A 15,197-nucleotide genomic window follows, 5' to 3' on the forward strand; every position below is an offset into this window, starting at 1 on the left:
ACTGGTCACACCTGACTCGTCACGCCTGACGGTCCACGTACTCGTAGATCGCCCCGTCCGGATGCATCGCGATCAGATTGCGCCCCACGGGCGTCGGCACCGGACCCGCGACGATGTGCGCGCCCAGCTCGCTGAGCACCTGGTGGGCCTCCTCGACGTCCTTCACGGCGATCGTCGCGGCGACCTTGCGCAGCACCTCCAGCTCGGCCTCAGGCCCGCTCATCAGCAGGAAGCAGCCGACGGCCGCCACCTGGACGCCGCCGCGTTCGAAGCGGAGGGCGGTGCCGCCCGCGAGGCGTTCGTAGAAGGGGACCGCGGTCTCCAGGTCGTCGACGCAGACGCGCAGCGTGGCTCCCAGAATCTCCATACGAACGAGCCTAGTTGGGAGCGGCCGGAGAGGGAGATCGTTTCACGCGATCCCCTCACTCCGGCCGCCGTGGCACGGGGGTTCAGCCCATGGCCTTGCGTACGACGTCACGCGTACGGTCGATCACGGCCGCGACCGGGCCCACCGCGACGTTCTTCAGCGCGGTGTCCGTGCCCGGGTGCGGGCGGGTCGGTGCCAGGGCCTCGGCCGCCTGCACCGCGCGCGCCAGGTTCTCCAGCTTGCCGCGGTCGGCGACCCGGTTGAAGTGCGCGAACTCGTAGCGCTCCTCGGAGTCGGCGTGCGCCAGCACGTCCTGGCGCAGGGCCGCGAACTGGTCCAGGAACTCCGGTGAGTCCGGGTCCATGTCGTCCAGCCGGGCCAGCGCCTGTTTGGCGTGTTCCTCCTCCTCGATGCGGTCCCTGACGACGAGCTCCCCGCCGTCGATGTGCCGGCGGGCGAAGGGATGGACGACCTCTTCCTCCGCGGTCTCGTGCACCGCGAGGAGGCGGACGAGCCCATGGAAGCAGCGCTTCCGCTCGTCGCCCTTGGTGGCCGCCACCTCGTCGAGCAGCTCCCGGATCCGCGTGTGCTGCGCCTTGAGCAGCTCCACGACGTCGGTGCGTTCGGTCATCCTCTTTCTCTTCCTCGCTTCTTGTTGCTCGGGTAGGGCGCTTGCGGGCGGCGGGTACCCGGGGACCGCGGGCTTACGCGCCGGTACGGGCCGTGGCGGAGGCCCGTTATGCGTACGCCTGTACGGGTACTCGGCGGCCATGGAACGCTTGGATCACCTTGAGCATCTGGACAAGGAACTGGTCGACGAGCTGGCGCAGGTGGCGCGCGAGACCGTACGTGACGAACTGCGCGAGCAGACGCGCAGGCAGCGCCGCCGGGCCATGCTCTACGCCGCGTCCGGCGCCGTCGCGCTGTACGCGGGCGCGGCTCTCGCGCTGGCCCTGGGGCTCGGCCTCGCCGCCGGGCTGCCGGACTGGGCGGCCGCGCTGATCACCGCCGTGATCCTCGGCGTGGTGGCGTACGTGCTGCGCGGCGCCGCCCGGCCGTCCGCGTCCCGGCCCACCCCGGAACGCGAGGCCGAGTTGGCCCACGCACGCACCCCCAGCGGTGCGCCCGCCGCCGCGCCGGGCGGCATGCCCTACCCGCCGGTGCCGCCCGTCCCGCCGGGCGCCGGCATGGGCGCGCCCGGGGCCCCGTTGCCCGGCACGCCCGGGGCGGCGATGCCCGAACCTCGCGAGGGGCGGGAACCGCGCCCGGGCGACATCGACCCCGAGCAGCCGCACCACCGGGCGTGAGGCACGATGCGCAGGCCGTGGAAGGGCGCCCTGCCGAGGCGCGGCAGGGCCGTCGTGGTCACCGGGGCCAGCGGTGGCGTGGGCCGGGCCGCGGCCCTGGCCTTCGCCGAGCGGGGCGACCGGGTCGCCCTGCTGGCCCGGGGGCGCGAGGGTCTCGCCGGGGCGGCGGACGAGGTGCAGCGGGCCGGCGGGGAGGCGCTCGTCGTCACCGTCGACATGTCCGACGCCAAGGCCGTCGACGACGCGGCACAGCAGGTCGCCGACGCGTTCGGGCGCATCGACGTCTGGGTCAACAACGCCTTCGCCGGGATCTACGCGCCGTTCACCGAGATCACCCCGGACGAGTTCCGGCGGGTGACCGAAGTGACGTACCTGGGCTATGTGTTCGGCACGCGGGCCGCCCTGCACCACATGCTGCCGCGCGACCGGGGGACCATCGTGCAGGTGGGGTCCGCGCTCGCCTACCGGGGGATTCCCTTGCAGTCGGCGTACTGCGGGGCCAAGCACGCCATCCAGGGCTTCAACGAGTCGCTGCGCTGCGAGCTGCTCCGCGAGGGGAGCGGGGTGCGTACGACCATGGTGCAGCTCCCCGCCCTCAACACCCCCCAGTTCGACTGGGTGTTGAACCGGCTGCCGGGACGGGCCCGGCCCGTGGCGCCGGTGTACCAGCCGGAGGTGGCAGCGCGGGCGATCGTGCATGCCGCCGGGCACGGGCGGCGCCGGGAGTACTGGGTCGGGGGTTCCACAGCGGCGACGCTGATCGCCAACGCGGTGGCTCCCGGGCTGCTGGACCGGTACCTCGCGAGGACCGGTTTCGAGGCACAGCAGGACGAGGGCGAGCACGCGGGCCCGGGCAACCTGTGGACCCCGGCGGACGGGCCGCACGGGCGGGACTTCGGGGCGCACGGGCGTTTCGACGAGGAGTCCCATCCGGGCAGTTCACAGGAGTGGCTCTCCCGTAACCGCGGTCGCCTGGGACAGGCACTCACGGTCGGCGCCGGTGTACTGGCCGCACGACAGCTGACCCGCCTGGCGCGCCGCTAGCCGCTAGGCGACCCGGTACTCCTGCACCTCCTCCGCCCGCAGCGTCAGACCGTGACCGATCCCCTGGGTGGGGGCGACCGTGCCGCCCGTCGGGTCCAGGGCGCCGTCGAAGAACATGTCCTCCATGCGGACGTGGTCGTGGAACCACTCGATGTGGCGGAGGTTGGGGATCGCGGCGCACACGGCGGCGTGGGCGTGCGGGGCGCAGTGGGCCGAGACCTCCAGGCCGTGGGCCTCGGCGAGGGCGGCGGCGCGGAGGAAGTCCGTGAGGCCGCCGCAGCGCGTGGCGTCGATCTGGAGGCAGTCGACAGCGCCCGCGGCGATCATCCGGGCGAAGTACGGGAGGTCGTAGCCGTATTCGCCGGCCGTGACGTCGCAGACCAGGGCGTCGCGGACCAGGCGCAGCCCGGTCAGGTCGTCCGAGGACACCGGCTCCTCGAACCAGCCGACACCCTGCTCGGCGAGGGCGTGGCCGACACGGACCGCCTGTTTGCGGGTGTAGGCGCCGTTGGCGTCCACGTACAACTCGGCCTCGGCGCCGATCACTTGGCGTGCGGCCTGGACCCTGGACACATCGCGCAGCACCGCGCGGCCCCAGTCCTCGCCGATCTTGATCTTCACGCGCGGGATGTGCTGGCCGTGCACCCAGCCGTTCAGCTGGGCGGCCAGGTGAGTGTCGTGGTAGGTGGTGAAGCCGCCGCTGCCGTAGACCGGGACGCGTTCGCGGCAGGCGCCCAGCAGCCGGGCCAGGGGCAGTTCCAGCAGGCGGGCCTTGAGGTCCCACAGGGCGATGTCCAGCGCCGAGATCGCGCACGCGGCGACACCCGGACGGCCCGCGTTGCGGATCGCACGGGACATCGCCTCGTGCGCGGCCGGAATGTCCAGGGCGCTGCGGCCCTCGACGAGGGGGGCCAGGTGGTCGCGCAGGAAGTCGCCGACCGCCGCCGGACCGTACGTCCAGCCGGTGCCGGTCGCGTCGCCCGCCGTCACCTCGGCGATCACGATCGTGGTGGAGTTCCAGGACAGCGTGCCGTCCGCCTCGGGGGCGTCGGTGGGGACCGTGTAGACGGAGACGACGGGGAGGTGGAGTTTCATCGCGTGGGCCGGCCCCTCGTCACCGCTGCAGCTGCGGCAGCACCTTCGTACGGTAGAAGTCGAAGAAACCTCGCTGGTCGGGGCCGATCTGGTTGACGTAGATACGGTCGAAGCCCGCCTCGGCGAAGGCGTTGAGCGCGGACACGTGCTCGACGGCGTCGTCCCCGCACACCGTGTTCTCGCGCACCATGTCCTCGGTGATCAGCGGCTCCAGCTGCTCGAAATGGCGCGGTGAGGGCAGGATCTGGCCCATCTCGCCCGGCAGCAGCTGGTTGGACCACAGCCGGCGCACGGTGCGTACGGCCTCGTCGCGGTCGGTGCCGTAGCAGACCTTCGTGCCGCCCAGCACCGGCTTGCCGTGCCCGCCGCCCTTGCGGAACTGGGTCACCAGCTCCTCGTCCGGCATCATCGTGATGTAGCCGTCGCCGACCCGGGCCGCGAGCGCCGTCGCCGCCGGGCCGAAGCCGGAGATGTCGATCGGGACCGGCTCGTCGGGGACCGTGTACAGGCGGGCGTTCTCCACCCGGTAGTGGCTGCCGTAATGGCTGATCTCCTCGCCGGAGAACAGCCGGCGCATGATCAGGATCGCCTCTTCCAGCATCTCCAGACGGACGCTCGCGGGCGGCCACACATGGCCGAGGATGTGCTCGTTGAGGGCCTCGCCGCTGCCCACGCCGAGCCGGAAGCGGCCGTTCGTCATCACCGCGCAGGTCGCCGCGGCCTGGGCCACCACCGCCGGATGGATGCGCACGGTCGGGCAGGTGACGGCCGTCTCGATCGGCAGCGAGACCGCCTCCGAGATCGCGCCGATCACCGACCACACGAAGGGGCTCTCGCCCTGCGCGTCGTTCCACGGGTGGTAGTGGTCCGAGATCCACAGCGACTGGAATCCGGCCTGCTCGGCCATCCTCGCCTGCTCGACGAGCTCGGCGGGGCGGAACTCCTCGCTCGCCAGGAAGTAGCCGTATTCGGGCATCGGGGGACACCTCCGGGAGTGCCGCGTCGGCGGCGGGAGACGGGGTCGCCGTTCCGGGTACCCGGCGGCCAGGCGGGAAACCGGGCTGTTCCTGGTCGGCGTGGCGCAACGCCGCACGGCCCGGAGCCGACGTTTGGCGGCCCTGGCCAGGGGGACGCGGAAGGCTCCCGAGGTACGCGACAGCCAGTCAGCCATCAAGACGAGTGAGCCATCAACAAGGCCGGAGGCCAACCGTGAGTCGACCCCGCATCGTGATCGTCGGCGCCGGATTCGCCGGGTACCGTGCGGCCCGCACCCTGTCCCGGCTCACCCGGCACAAGGCCGAGATCACCCTGCTGAACCCGACCGACTACTTCCTGTATCTGCCCCTCCTGCCCCAGGTCGCCGCCGGCATCCTGGAACCGCGCCGGGTGACCGTGTCGCTCTCCGGCACCCTGCCCCACGTACGGCTCGTGCTGGGCGAGGCCGACGCGATCGACCTCGACGGGCACACCGTGCACTACAGCGGGCCCGAGGGCGACGGCGGGACCCTGCCCTACGACCGGCTGATCCTCGCCGCGGGCAGCGTCAACAAACTGCTGCCCATCCCCGGCGTCGCCGAGCACGCGCACGGCTTCCGAGGGCTCCCCGAGGCGCTGTACCTGCGCGACCACGTGACCCGGCAGGTGGAGCTGGCGGCCGCCGCCGACGACCCCGAGAACTGCTCGGCGCGCTGCACCTTCGTCGTCGTGGGCGCCGGATACACGGGTACGGAGGTCGCCGCGCAGGGCAAGCTGTTCACCGACTCCCAGGTGCGCAAACACCCCCTGCGGGCCGGTATGCGGCCGCGCTGGCTGCTGCTCGACATCGCCGACCGGGTCCTGCCCGAGCTGGACGAGCGGCTCTCCCGCACCGCCGACCGGGTGCTGCGGCAGCGGGGCGTGGACGTGCGGATGGGCACCTCCGTGAAGGAGGCCACGCACCGCGGGGTCCTGCTGACCGACGGCGAGTTCGTCGACACCCGGACCGTCGTGTGGTGTGTCGGCGTACGGCCCGATCCGCTCGCCGAGTCGCTCGAACTGCCCATGGAACGCGGCCGCCTCCTCGTCGACCCGTACCTCCAGGTGCCGGGCCGGCCGGAGCTGTTCGCCGCCGGCGACGGGGCCGCGGTGCCCGACCTGGAGAAGCCCGGCCAGTTCACGCCGATGACGGCACAGCACGCCTGGCGGCACGGCAAGGCCGTGGCCCAGAACGTCGCCGCGTCGCTGGGCATCGGCGAGCGGCGCCCCTACCGCCACCGCGACAAGGGCTTCGCCGTGGACCTGGGCGGCGTCAAGGCGGCCGCCAACCCGTTCGGCGTGCCCCTGTCCGGCGTCGCGGCGGGCGCGGTCACCCGCGGCTACCACCTCGCCGCGATGCCCGGCAACCGCATCCGCGTCGCCGCCGACTGGCTCCTGGACGCCGTACTGCCCCGCCAGGCCGTGCAGTTGGGGCTCGTCCGCGAGTGGTCCGTACCGCTGGACACCGCGTCGCCGGAGCTGGCCCGGGTGCCGGGTGGGCCGGAGAAAGGGGCGGAGAAGAAGGGGGTGGAGAAGACGGGGGAGCGGCCACGGGAGAAGGGCGCGGATACGGGCGCCGTGAAGGGAGGAGGGAAGCGGTCTGACGCCGGTCCGGGGACGGGTGAGCCGACCGAGCCCGAGGAGCCCGACAGAAGCCGCCCGGCACGCGAGCCCGTGAAGAGCCGACCGGCTGATGAGCCCGCGAAGAACCAGCCCGGCGGTGAGCCCGCGAAGAACCAGCCCGGCGGTGAGCCCGCCAAGGGCCCGGGCCCGGGTCCTGCCACCGCCCCGGGCCCGGTCGAGCACGCCGGGGCCGCCGCTGGGGGCCTCGCAGCGCACCCCGATGCCACGGAGGCCCAGGAGAGCAAGCGCTTCGGCGCCCCCATCTCCGTCCGGCGCCCCGATGTCACCAAGGGCGGCGGGCCGTCGGGCACGGGTGGCGGCGCGTCACGCTCGAGTCGTCGTACAGGCGCCTCCCGCGGCTCCGAACCCCGTGGCTCCGAACCGTCCGACCCGGTCCAGGACCCCGACGCCGTCAAGCACCCCGAACCCCCCGGCCCCGTCACGCGTGACGATCTCCGAGCCGCCCACGAGCCGGACCCCGACGCCCGCGCGGACGCCCCCGCCGTTCACAAACCGCACCCCGAAGCCCCCGAACCCCGCTCCCACAACCCCTCGGAAGGAGCCCCATGAACACCGCCGAACTCGTCGAGCTCGCCCAGCAGTTGCGTGTGGACAGCGTGCGGGCCTCCGCCGCCGCGGGGTCGGGGCACCCTACGTCGTCGATGTCCGCCGCCGATCTGGCGGCGGTACTCCTCGCCAATCACCTCCGCTACGACTTCGACCGGCCCGCCCACCCCGGCAACGACCGCTTCGTCCTCTCCAAGGGACACGCATCGCCCCTGCTGTACGCCACCTACAAGGCGGCCGGCGCCATCGAGGACGGTGAGCTGCTCACCTTCCGCAAGATCGGCAGCCGGCTCGAAGGGCATCCGACGCCGCGGTGGCTGCCGTGGGTGGAGACCGCGACCGGTTCGCTCGGGCAGGGGCTGCCGATCGGCGTCGGGATCGCGCTGGCCGGCAAGCGGCTCGACCGGTCCGGGTACCGGGTGTGGGTGCTGTGCGGGGACAGCGAGCTCGCGGAAGGGTCCGTGTGGGAGGCCGCCGAGCACGCGGCGTACGAGCATCTGGACAACCTCACCGCGATCGTCGACGTGAACCGGCTGGGCCAGCGCGGCCCGACCCGGCACGGCCATGATCTCGACGCCTACGCCCGCCGCTTCCAGGCCTTCGGCTGGCACACCATCGAGGTCGACGGGCACGACGTGGATGCCGTCGACCGGGCGTACGGGGAGGCCCGGTCCACCACCGGGCAGCCCACCGTGGTCCTCGCCCGCACCCTCAAGGGCAAGGGCGTCGAGGCCGTCCAGGACCGGGAGGGACTGCACGGCAAGCCGCTGCCGGATCCCGACGAGGCGATCGCCGAACTCGGCGGGCCCCGCGACATCCGCGTCAGCGTCCACGAACCGCCCGCCGCCCGCATGCTGCACGCCGTTCCCGTCGGCGACCTCCAACTGCCCCGCTGGGACAAGGGCGAGGAGGCGGCCACACGCAACGCCTACGGCGAGGCGCTCGCCGCCCTCGGCACCGGCCGCAGTGACATCGTCGCCCTCGACGGGGAGGTCAGCGACTCCACCCGCGCCGAGTTCTTCGCCAAGGAGCACCCCGACCGGTTCTTCGAGTGCTACATCGCCGAGCAGCAGATGGTCGCCGCCGCGGTGGGGCTCGCGACGCGCGGCTGGGTGCCGTACGCCTCCACCTTCGCCGCCTTCCTCACCCGCGCCTACGACTTCGTGCGCATGGCGTCGGTCAGCGGTGTCGGCCTCAACCTCGTCGGCTCGCACGCCGGCGTCGCCATCGGGCAGGACGGGCCCAGCCAGATGGGCCTGGAGGACCTGGCGATGATGCGGGCGGTGCACGGCTCGACCGTGCTGTACCCGTGCGACGCCAACCAGACCGCGAAGCTCGTCGCCGCCATGGCCGGCCTGCAGGGCATCCGCTATCTGCGCACCTCGCGCGGCGCGAGCCCGGTCATCTACGGCCCCGACGAGGAGTTCCCCGTCGGCGGCAGCAAGGTGCTGCGCTCCAGCGCGTACGACCGCCTGACCGTCGTCGCGGCCGGCGTCACCGTGCACGAGGCGCTCGCCGCCGCCGACGCCCTGGACCGTGAGGAGGGCATCCAGGTAAGGGTGGTCGACCTCTACTCCGTCAAGCCCGTCGACCGGGAGACCCTGCGCCGGGCCGCCGAGGACACCGGCTGCCTGCTCACCGTGGAGGACCACCACGAGGAGGGCGGCATCGGCGACGCCGTCCTCGACGCGTTCCTCGACGGGCGCCCGGTGCCGCGCCTGGTGCGCCTCGCCGTCCGCAGGATGCCCGGCTCGGCCTCCCCGGACGAGCAGCTGCACGCCGCGGGCATAGACGCCGCGTCCATCGCCGCCGCGGGGAAGCTGCTGGTGGAGGAGGCGGTCGTACGGTGACCGGCGGCGGCGATACCAAGAAGGTGCGGGCGGGTCGCCGTACCGTCGAGGTGAAACGCGTCGACAAGGTGCTCTTCCCCGGCGACGGCGGCGCCAAGGAGTACACCAAGGGAGACCTCGTCGACTACTACCGGTCCGTCGCCCCGTTCATGCTGCCGCATCTGCGCGGCCGCCCGCTGATGCTGGAGCGGTACCCCGACGGTCTCGACGGCCCTCGGTTCATGCAGAAGAACACCCCGGCGCACTACCCGGAGTGGATCACCCGGTTCGAGGTGCCCAAGGAGGACGGCACCGTCTGCCACACCATCTGCGACGACACCGCCACCCTCGTCTTCCTCGCCGACCAGGCCTGCCTCACCGTGCACCGCTGGCTCTCCCGCACCGACGGCATCGACCGGCCCGACCGGATGGTCTTCGACCTCGACCCGGCCGACGACTCCTTCGCCCAGGTCAGGGAGGCCGCCGGGCTCCTCGGCGAGCTCCTCGACGAGCTGGGGCTGCCCTCGGCGCCGATGACCACCGGCTCGCGCGGGCTGCACATCGTCGTCCCGCTGACCGGGCAGCAGGACTTCGACGAGGTCCGGGAGTTCGCCAAGGACGTCGCCGGGGTCCTCGAGTCGGCCCACCCGGACCGGCTCACCACCGCCGCCCGCAAGAAGGACCGCGGCGACCGCCTCTACCTGGACGTGCAGCGCAACGCCTACGCCCAGACGGCCGTCGCGCCCTACACCGTCCGCGCCCGCCCCGGCGCACCCGTCGCCACGCCCCTGACCTGGGCCGACCTGGAAGATCCGGACCTGGACGCCCGCCGCTGGAGCATCGCCGACGCCGTGGAGCAGGCCCGCACCGACCCCTGGGCCGGGCTGATGAGCCGCAGGCGCGCCCTCGGACCGGCCCGCCGCAGGCTCGCCGCCCTGCGTGGCTGAGCCGGCACTGCGCGCTGAAGAAACCCGGCCGCGGGTTTGACAGGCGCCTTCCAGGCCACTCGGCGAAGGAGGCGCCCATGAATGATTCACAGAACACACCCAAGTCATCCAGACGGCAGACGGGCGGGGCGGACGAACAGCCGACCCCCATGGAGGTCCTGCGTCAGGCACGGACCCAGCTCGCCGAGCTCACCGGCATGAACGCGGAGACAGTGACGTCCTTCGAGCAGACCGAGGACGGCTGGACGCTCGAAATAGAGGTCCTGGAACTGTCCCGTGTCCCCGACACGATGAGCCTGATGGCGAGCTACCAGGTCGATCTAGACCCGGAGGGAGAGCTCACCGGTTACCGGCGCGTGCGCCGCTACGAACGTGGGCGCTCCGACGCACACAGGCCCGGCGGCCGGTAGGCCGCCCGCCCACTCCCGATTCACCGTCCCGAGACAAGGAGGAACGGTCGGCATGACCGTTGTCCCGGCACAGCAGACCGGCGGCGGAGGCGGCAGCAGCGGCCTCTACGACGTTCTCGAGCTCGTACTCGACAGGGGGCTCGTCATTGACGCGTTCGTGCGGGTATCCCTGGTCGGCATCGAAATCCTGAAGATCGACGTCCGTGTCGTCGTCGCCAGCGTCGACACCTATCTCCGCTTCGCAGAGGCGTGCAACCGGCTCGACCTCGAGGCCGGGCCGCGCAAGAGCCCCGGCCTGCCCGACATGGTCGGCCAGATCACCGAGTCCGGAGCGCGCGGCAAGTCCAAGGGAGCCCTGTCCGGCGCCGCAGAGACCATCTCGGACGCCTTCAAGCAGGCACGTGAGGAAGGCGAGCGCGAGCCCAAGCCCCGCGCCCGCAAGTCCACCACGACGCGCAGGAAGGAGGAGCAGGAGTGAGCACGTACGTGTACGGCATCACCGCGAGCTCGCATCCCGCCCTTCCGAAGGACCTGGACGGGGTGGGCGAGCCGGCGCGCCCCGTGCGCGTCCTGAAGGCGGGCGAGCTCGCCGCCCTCGTCAGCGACGCCCCCGAAGACCTGCGTCCCAAGCGCAGGGAACTGCTCGCCCACTCGAACGTGCTCGCCGAGGCGGGTGCCGGCGGCTGCGTGCTGCCCATGCGGTTCGGCAGCGTCGCCCCTGACGACGACACGGTCACCTCGGTCCTCACCGAACGCGTCGAGCACTACAAGGAGCGGCTCGCGGCCCTGGACGGCAAGGTCGAGTACAACGTGAAGGCCACGCACGCCGAGGAGGCCGTGCTGCACCGGGTGCTGGCCGCGAACCCGGAGATCCGGGCCATGACGGAGGCCAACCGGCAGGCCGGCGGCGGTACCTACGAGCAGCGGCTCAAGCTCGGCGAGATGGTCGTCGCCGCGGTCAAGGCCCAGGAGGCCGAGGACGCGACCGAGGTGCAGCACACCCTGGAACCGGCCGCGGCCGCGGTCAGCCAGGGCCCGGACTCCACCGGCTGGCTCGCCAACGTGTCGTTCCTGGTCGACCGCGACTCCGTCGAGACGTTCATGGCCGCCGTCGAGCAGCTCCGTGCGGACCATCCGCATCTGGACCTGCGCGTCAACGGCCCGCTGCCGCCGTACAGCTTCGTCGAGCCCGGCCCCGCCGAGCCCGCGGACGCCATGTCCGGCGGCGGAACGACGAAGGAGTGAGGCCGTGGGACTGATCGGAGAGGTGCTCCTGCTGCCGTTCGCCCCGGTGCGCGGCAGCGGTTGGGTGATCAGACAGGTGCTGCGCGAGGCCGAGCGCCTGTACTACGACCCGGCCGCCGTACGGGCCGAACTGGCGAGGCTGGAGGAGCAGTTGACCGCGGGCGAGATCGACGAGGAGGAGTTCGACCGCCGTGAGGACGAACTTCTCGACCGACTCGAGATCGGCCTGCGCGCAGGGTACGGGAACAGCGACGGGACGGCATGATGAACCGAGCGGGACTGGGCCTCGCGATAGGGGCCGGATACTTCCTCGGACGGACGAGGAAACTGAAACTGGCGGTGGCCGTCGGCAGCGTCGTGGCCGGCAAGCGGCTGCATCTGAGCCCGCGGGCCGTCGCCGACCTGGTCTCCCAGCAACTGCAGAACAACCCGCAGTTCAAGGAGATCGGGGACCAGCTGCGCGAGGATCTGCGCGGCGTCGGCCAGGCGGCGTCCGGCGCTCTGGTCGAGCGCCGGCTCGACTCGCTCGCCGACCGGCTGCACGGACGCACCGCCGAGGTGCGCGAGCGGCTGTCGGGTGCGGTGCCGACGCCGGATCTCGGTGCGCGGGACGAGGAAGCCGAAGAGGAGAACGAGGACGAGGAGCCGCGCGCGGAGGACGACGAAGAGCCGCGCGCGGACGACGAGGAGCGTGACGAGCCGGAGGGCTCCGAGGCGGACGAGCAAGCCGAGGAGACCGAGGGAGCCGATGACGCCGAGGCCGAGGAGTCGTCCCGGAAGGGGGCGGCGAAGCGGGCTCCGGTGAAGAAGACCGCCAAGAAGTCGGCGCAGAAGGCCTCCACGAAGAAGGCCCCTACGAAGAAGGCCTCCACGCAGGCTCCCACGAAGAAGACGGCGGCCAAGAAGACCGCCGCCGGAAGGACAGCGCCCAGGAAGGCGGCGCAGAAGCGGAGCGCAACCGCGAGGTCGGCCGCCAGGAAGACGGCCGGGTCCGGCGGCACCGCACGCGGCGGCCGGGCGCGCCAGTCGAAGGGCGGTGAGGAGTGATGACCGAGACGCTCGGATCCGTCGGCTCCGCGGCCCGCGGAGCGGCGAAGCAACCACTCGCCGGCGTGGCCCACAGCGAGGCCGCCGACCGGCTCAAGGCCGAGCTGCAGGAGTACCTCGCCGCGCAGACACAGCGGATGCTGGTCGGCGCCGGCCGCAAACTCGGCGAGGCCACGGTCAAGCTGACCGACGTCGCCGAGGGCCGCAGCCCGGGCCTGGCCAAGCTCGCCCTCGACGGCGGCCGCAAGCTCGCCGACGGCAAGGGCCCCCTGCGCACCGCGCTGGAGGTCGGCGCCACACACGCCAAGGACAACGTGGTCGGCGCGTTCAAGAACCTCGGCGGCAAGATCATGGACAAGGGAAAAGGCAAGAACAAGGGAAAGGCCGGCAACAAGCCCACCGTCATCATCGAGCACGTCGATGTCGGCGTGCCGGTGCGCTCCGCGTACGACCAGTGGACCCAGTACCAGGACTTCAGCACTTTCGCGAAGGGCGTGAAGAGCGCGAACCGCGCCGACGACACGACCTCCGACTGGCAGCTCAAGGTCTTCTGGTCCAACCGCAGCTGGAAGGCGCACACCACCGAGCAGGTGCCGGACGACCGCATCGCCTGGACCTCGGAGGGCGCCAAGGGCACCACGAAGGGCGTGGTCTCCTTCCACCGCCTGGACGACAGCCTCACCCGGGTGCTGCTGGTCATCGAGTACTACCCCAGTGGCCTGTTCGAGAAGACCGGCAACCTCTGGCGCGCCCAGGGCCGCCGGGCCCGCCTCGACCTGAAGAACTACGTCCGCTTCGTCACCCTCAAGGGAGAGGTCGAGGACGGCTGGCGCGGCGAGATCCGCGACGGTGAGGTCGTCCGCAGCCATGAGGACGCGGTCGCGGAGGAGGACGAGGAGGAGGAGTACGAAGAGGACGAGGAGGAGCGCGAGGACGAGGAACCCGAGGGCGAGTACGAGGAAGACGAAGAGGACGAGTACGAAGAGGACGAGGAGGAGCCCGAGGACGCGTACGAGGAGGAGTCCGAGGACGAGGATGAGACCGAGGACGAGACCGAGTACGCCGGTGGCGGGAGCCGACGATGACGATGCCCAGCCGGCTCCCCGAGCCCTACGGCCAGGGGGGTGGCGCGAACCTCGCCGACATCCTGGAGAGGGTGCTGGACAAAGGGATCGTCATCGCGGGCGACATCCGCATCAACCTGCTCGACATCGAACTCCTCACCATCAAGCTGCGCCTCATCGTCGCCTCGGTCGACAAGGCGAAAGAGATGGGCATCGACTGGTGGGAGGACGACCCGGCGCTGTCCTCCGGCGCCCGCCGCAAAGAACTCGCCCGGGAGAACGCCGAGTTGCGCGAGCGTCTGGCCCAGCTGGAGTCCGCCGGGGAAGAGAAGGAGGCCTGATGACCGCACTGCGCTACGTCTACGCCGTCTGCCGCCCCTTTCGCTCCGCCCTCCAGTCCCAGCTGTCGGGGGTCGCCGGGGCGCCGCCGAAGCAACTGACGCACCACGGTCTGGTCGCCGTCGTCAGCACGGTGCCCGAGGCGGACTTCGCCGAGGAGCCGCTTCGCGCGCACCTGGAGGACCTGGACTGGCTCACCGCGACGGCCCGCGCCCACCAGCAGGTCATCGACGCGCTCACCGCGGTCACCACCCCGCTGCCGCTGCGGCTCGCCACCGTCTTCCGGGACGACAGCGGCGTACGGACCATGATGGAGGCCCGCGAGGAGGACTTCCGGCGTGTTCTCGACCGGCTGGAGGGGCGGGTGGAGTGGGGCGTCAAGGTGTACGCCGAGACGGGGTCCGCGGAGTCGGCGGCTCCCGCGGCCTCGGCGGCTCCCGCTGAGACCGGCGCTGAGACCGGCCGGCCGGAGCCGAAGGCCGCCCTGTCGGGCCGCGACTATCTACGACAGCGCCGCATGCAGACGCGGGCCCGCGAGGACGTGTGGCAGTCGGCCGCCGCATTCGCCGGCCGACTGCACGAAAAACTCTCCGCTTTCGCCGAGGATTCCCGGCTGCACGCCCCGCAGAGCGCCACGCTTTCCCGGGCATCCGGACAGAATGTGCTCAACGCCGCCTATCTGGTGCCGCGCGCGGATTCCGAGGAATTCGTGGAACTCGTGGACCGGGAGAAGGACGACGCCCCCGGAATCCGGGTCGAACTCACCGGACCCTGGGCGGCCTATTCCTTCACGAGCGAGTTCGCGCAGGAGCCGGAGGAGAGGCCGTGACCGTCGTCGAACGCCGCGAGATCGCCCTCGTGGACCTGCTCGACCGGCTGCTTGCCGGAGGTGTCGTCGTCACGGGGGACATCACCCTGCGCATCGCGGACGTCGACCTCGTCCGCATCGACCTGAACGCGCTGATCAGCTCGGTCAACGAGCAGGTCCCGTCACCTTGGGGGGAGTTGACATGACGGCACGCCGAAACCGGCTGGACCTCGAACCCGACACCGTGGAACGCGACCTGGTGAAACTCGTCCTGACGGTGGTCGAGCTGCTGCGCCAGCTCATGGAGCGCCAGGCGCTGCGCCGCTTCGACACGGGCGACCTGAGCGAGGAGCAGGAGGAGCGGATCGGCCTCACCCTGATGCTCCTCGAAGAACGCATGACCGAACTGCGCGAGCGTTACGGGCTGCGGCCCGAGGACCTGAACCTGGACCTCGGGCCGCTGGGCCCCCTGCTTCCCCGGGAGTGAGATC

At 71.9% G+C, this 15,197-nt stretch carries 19 protein-coding genes; 15 read left to right on the top strand and 4 right to left on the bottom strand.

All coding sequences use genetic code 11. From position 1 onward, the window contains the following. Positions 1–19: 19 nt before the first annotated feature. On the bottom strand, positions 20–367 hold the full coding sequence (locus tag ACZ7L6_RS01085) for a VOC family protein (protein ID WP_471919830.1): 348 nt from the start codon (positions 365–367) through the stop codon (positions 20–22). Between the two features lie 82 nt (positions 368–449). Further along, the gene (locus ACZ7L6_RS01090; protein WP_471919831.1) at positions 450–998 is read right to left on the bottom strand and encodes a hemerythrin domain-containing protein; all 549 of its coding nucleotides are present in this window, start codon (positions 996–998) and stop codon (positions 450–452) included. 139 nt (positions 999–1,137) lie between these two features. On the opposite strand from ACZ7L6_RS01090, the gene ACZ7L6_RS01095 reads away from it, so the two are divergent. Both ACZ7L6_RS01095 and ACZ7L6_RS01100 read left to right on the top strand, forming a co-directional pair. Further along, positions 1,138–1,674, top strand: a complete 537-nt coding sequence (locus ACZ7L6_RS01095) for a phage holin family protein (protein ID WP_471919832.1) — start codon at positions 1,138–1,140, stop codon at positions 1,672–1,674. Positions 1,675–1,680: 6 nt separating this feature from the next. After that, on the top strand, positions 1,681–2,718 hold the full coding sequence (locus ACZ7L6_RS01100) for an SDR family oxidoreductase (protein ID WP_471919833.1): 1,038 nt from the start codon (positions 1,681–1,683) through the stop codon (positions 2,716–2,718). 3 nt (positions 2,719–2,721) lie between these two features. Here the strand turns inward: ACZ7L6_RS01100 and ACZ7L6_RS01105 are convergent, their stop codons facing one another. Together ACZ7L6_RS01105 and ACZ7L6_RS01110 are read right to left on the bottom strand one after the other, a co-directional pair. After that, entirely contained in the window at positions 2,722–3,813 is a 1,092-nt protein-coding gene (locus ACZ7L6_RS01105; RefSeq protein WP_471919834.1) for an enolase C-terminal domain-like protein, read from the bottom strand. Positions 3,814–3,832: 19 nt separating this feature from the next. Beyond that, positions 3,833–4,789: an LLM class F420-dependent oxidoreductase gene (locus ACZ7L6_RS01110; RefSeq protein WP_471919835.1), complete on the bottom strand. Its 957-nt coding sequence runs from the start codon at positions 4,787–4,789 to the stop codon at positions 3,833–3,835. 233 nt (positions 4,790–5,022) lie between these two features. Here ACZ7L6_RS01110 and ACZ7L6_RS01115 point away from each other — a divergent pair, with 233 nt between their 5' ends. The 13 genes from ACZ7L6_RS01115 to ACZ7L6_RS01175 all read left to right on the top strand — a co-directional run bounded on the left by ACZ7L6_RS01115 (position 5,023) and on the right by ACZ7L6_RS01175 (position 15,193). After that, a complete protein-coding gene (locus tag ACZ7L6_RS01115; protein WP_471919836.1) occupies positions 5,023–7,020 on the top strand; it encodes an NAD(P)/FAD-dependent oxidoreductase in 1,998 nt (665 codons plus the stop codon). Continuing rightward, on the top strand, positions 7,017–8,867 hold the full coding sequence (locus ACZ7L6_RS01120) for a transketolase (RefSeq protein WP_471919837.1): 1,851 nt from the start codon (positions 7,017–7,019) through the stop codon (positions 8,865–8,867). Before ACZ7L6_RS01115 ends, ACZ7L6_RS01120 begins: the two co-directional genes overlap by 4 nt. Next, the gene (ligD, locus tag ACZ7L6_RS01125) at positions 8,864–9,793 is read left to right on the top strand and encodes a non-homologous end-joining DNA ligase (RefSeq protein WP_471919838.1); all 930 of its coding nucleotides are present in this window, start codon (positions 8,864–8,866) and stop codon (positions 9,791–9,793) included. Before ACZ7L6_RS01120 ends, ligD begins: the two co-directional genes overlap by 4 nt. A 77-nt stretch (positions 9,794–9,870) precedes the next feature. After that, positions 9,871–10,203: a gas vesicle protein GvpO gene (locus ACZ7L6_RS01130; RefSeq protein WP_471919839.1), complete on the top strand. Its 333-nt coding sequence runs from the start codon at positions 9,871–9,873 to the stop codon at positions 10,201–10,203. Between the two features lie 52 nt (positions 10,204–10,255). Then, entirely contained in the window at positions 10,256–10,681 is a 426-nt protein-coding gene (locus ACZ7L6_RS01135) for a gas vesicle structural protein GvpA (protein WP_471919840.1), read from the top strand. Beyond that, positions 10,678–11,448 (top strand): GvpL/GvpF family gas vesicle protein, encoded by a 771-nt coding sequence (locus tag ACZ7L6_RS01140; RefSeq protein WP_471919841.1) that lies wholly within the window; start codon positions 10,678–10,680, stop codon positions 11,446–11,448. Before ACZ7L6_RS01135 ends, ACZ7L6_RS01140 begins: the two co-directional genes overlap by 4 nt. A gap of 4 nt (positions 11,449–11,452) precedes the next feature. Beyond that, positions 11,453–11,713 (top strand): gas vesicle protein GvpG, encoded by a 261-nt coding sequence (locus ACZ7L6_RS01145; protein WP_471919842.1) that lies wholly within the window; start codon positions 11,453–11,455, stop codon positions 11,711–11,713. Next, positions 11,713–12,495, top strand: coding sequence for a DNA primase (locus tag ACZ7L6_RS01150; RefSeq protein ID WP_471920580.1), 783 nt, complete (start codon positions 11,713–11,715; stop codon positions 12,493–12,495). Before ACZ7L6_RS01145 ends, ACZ7L6_RS01150 begins: the two co-directional genes overlap by 1 nt. Next, entirely contained in the window at positions 12,495–13,580 is a 1,086-nt protein-coding gene (locus ACZ7L6_RS01155) for an SRPBCC family protein (protein WP_471919843.1), read from the top strand. The genes ACZ7L6_RS01150 and ACZ7L6_RS01155 overlap by 1 nt, the downstream gene beginning before the upstream one ends. Beyond that, positions 13,577–13,900 carry a gas vesicle protein gene (locus ACZ7L6_RS01160; RefSeq protein WP_471919844.1) on the top strand — a complete coding sequence of 108 codons (324 nt, stop codon included), beginning with the start codon at positions 13,577–13,579 and terminating at the stop codon, positions 13,898–13,900. Before ACZ7L6_RS01155 ends, ACZ7L6_RS01160 begins: the two co-directional genes overlap by 4 nt. Continuing rightward, on the top strand, positions 13,900–14,727 hold the full coding sequence (locus tag ACZ7L6_RS01165; RefSeq protein ID WP_471919845.1) for a GvpL/GvpF family gas vesicle protein: 828 nt from the start codon (positions 13,900–13,902) through the stop codon (positions 14,725–14,727). The genes ACZ7L6_RS01160 and ACZ7L6_RS01165 overlap by 1 nt, the downstream gene beginning before the upstream one ends. Beyond that, positions 14,724–14,912, top strand: coding sequence for a gas vesicle protein (locus ACZ7L6_RS01170; protein ID WP_031475810.1), 189 nt, complete (start codon positions 14,724–14,726; stop codon positions 14,910–14,912). Before ACZ7L6_RS01165 ends, ACZ7L6_RS01170 begins: the two co-directional genes overlap by 4 nt. Then, positions 14,909–15,193: a gas vesicle protein K gene (locus ACZ7L6_RS01175; RefSeq protein ID WP_471919846.1), complete on the top strand. Its 285-nt coding sequence runs from the start codon at positions 14,909–14,911 to the stop codon at positions 15,191–15,193. The genes ACZ7L6_RS01170 and ACZ7L6_RS01175 overlap by 4 nt, the downstream gene beginning before the upstream one ends. Positions 15,194–15,197 lie beyond the last annotated feature (4 nt).

The organism is Streptomyces sp. NPDC107522, from assembly GCF_055657525.1.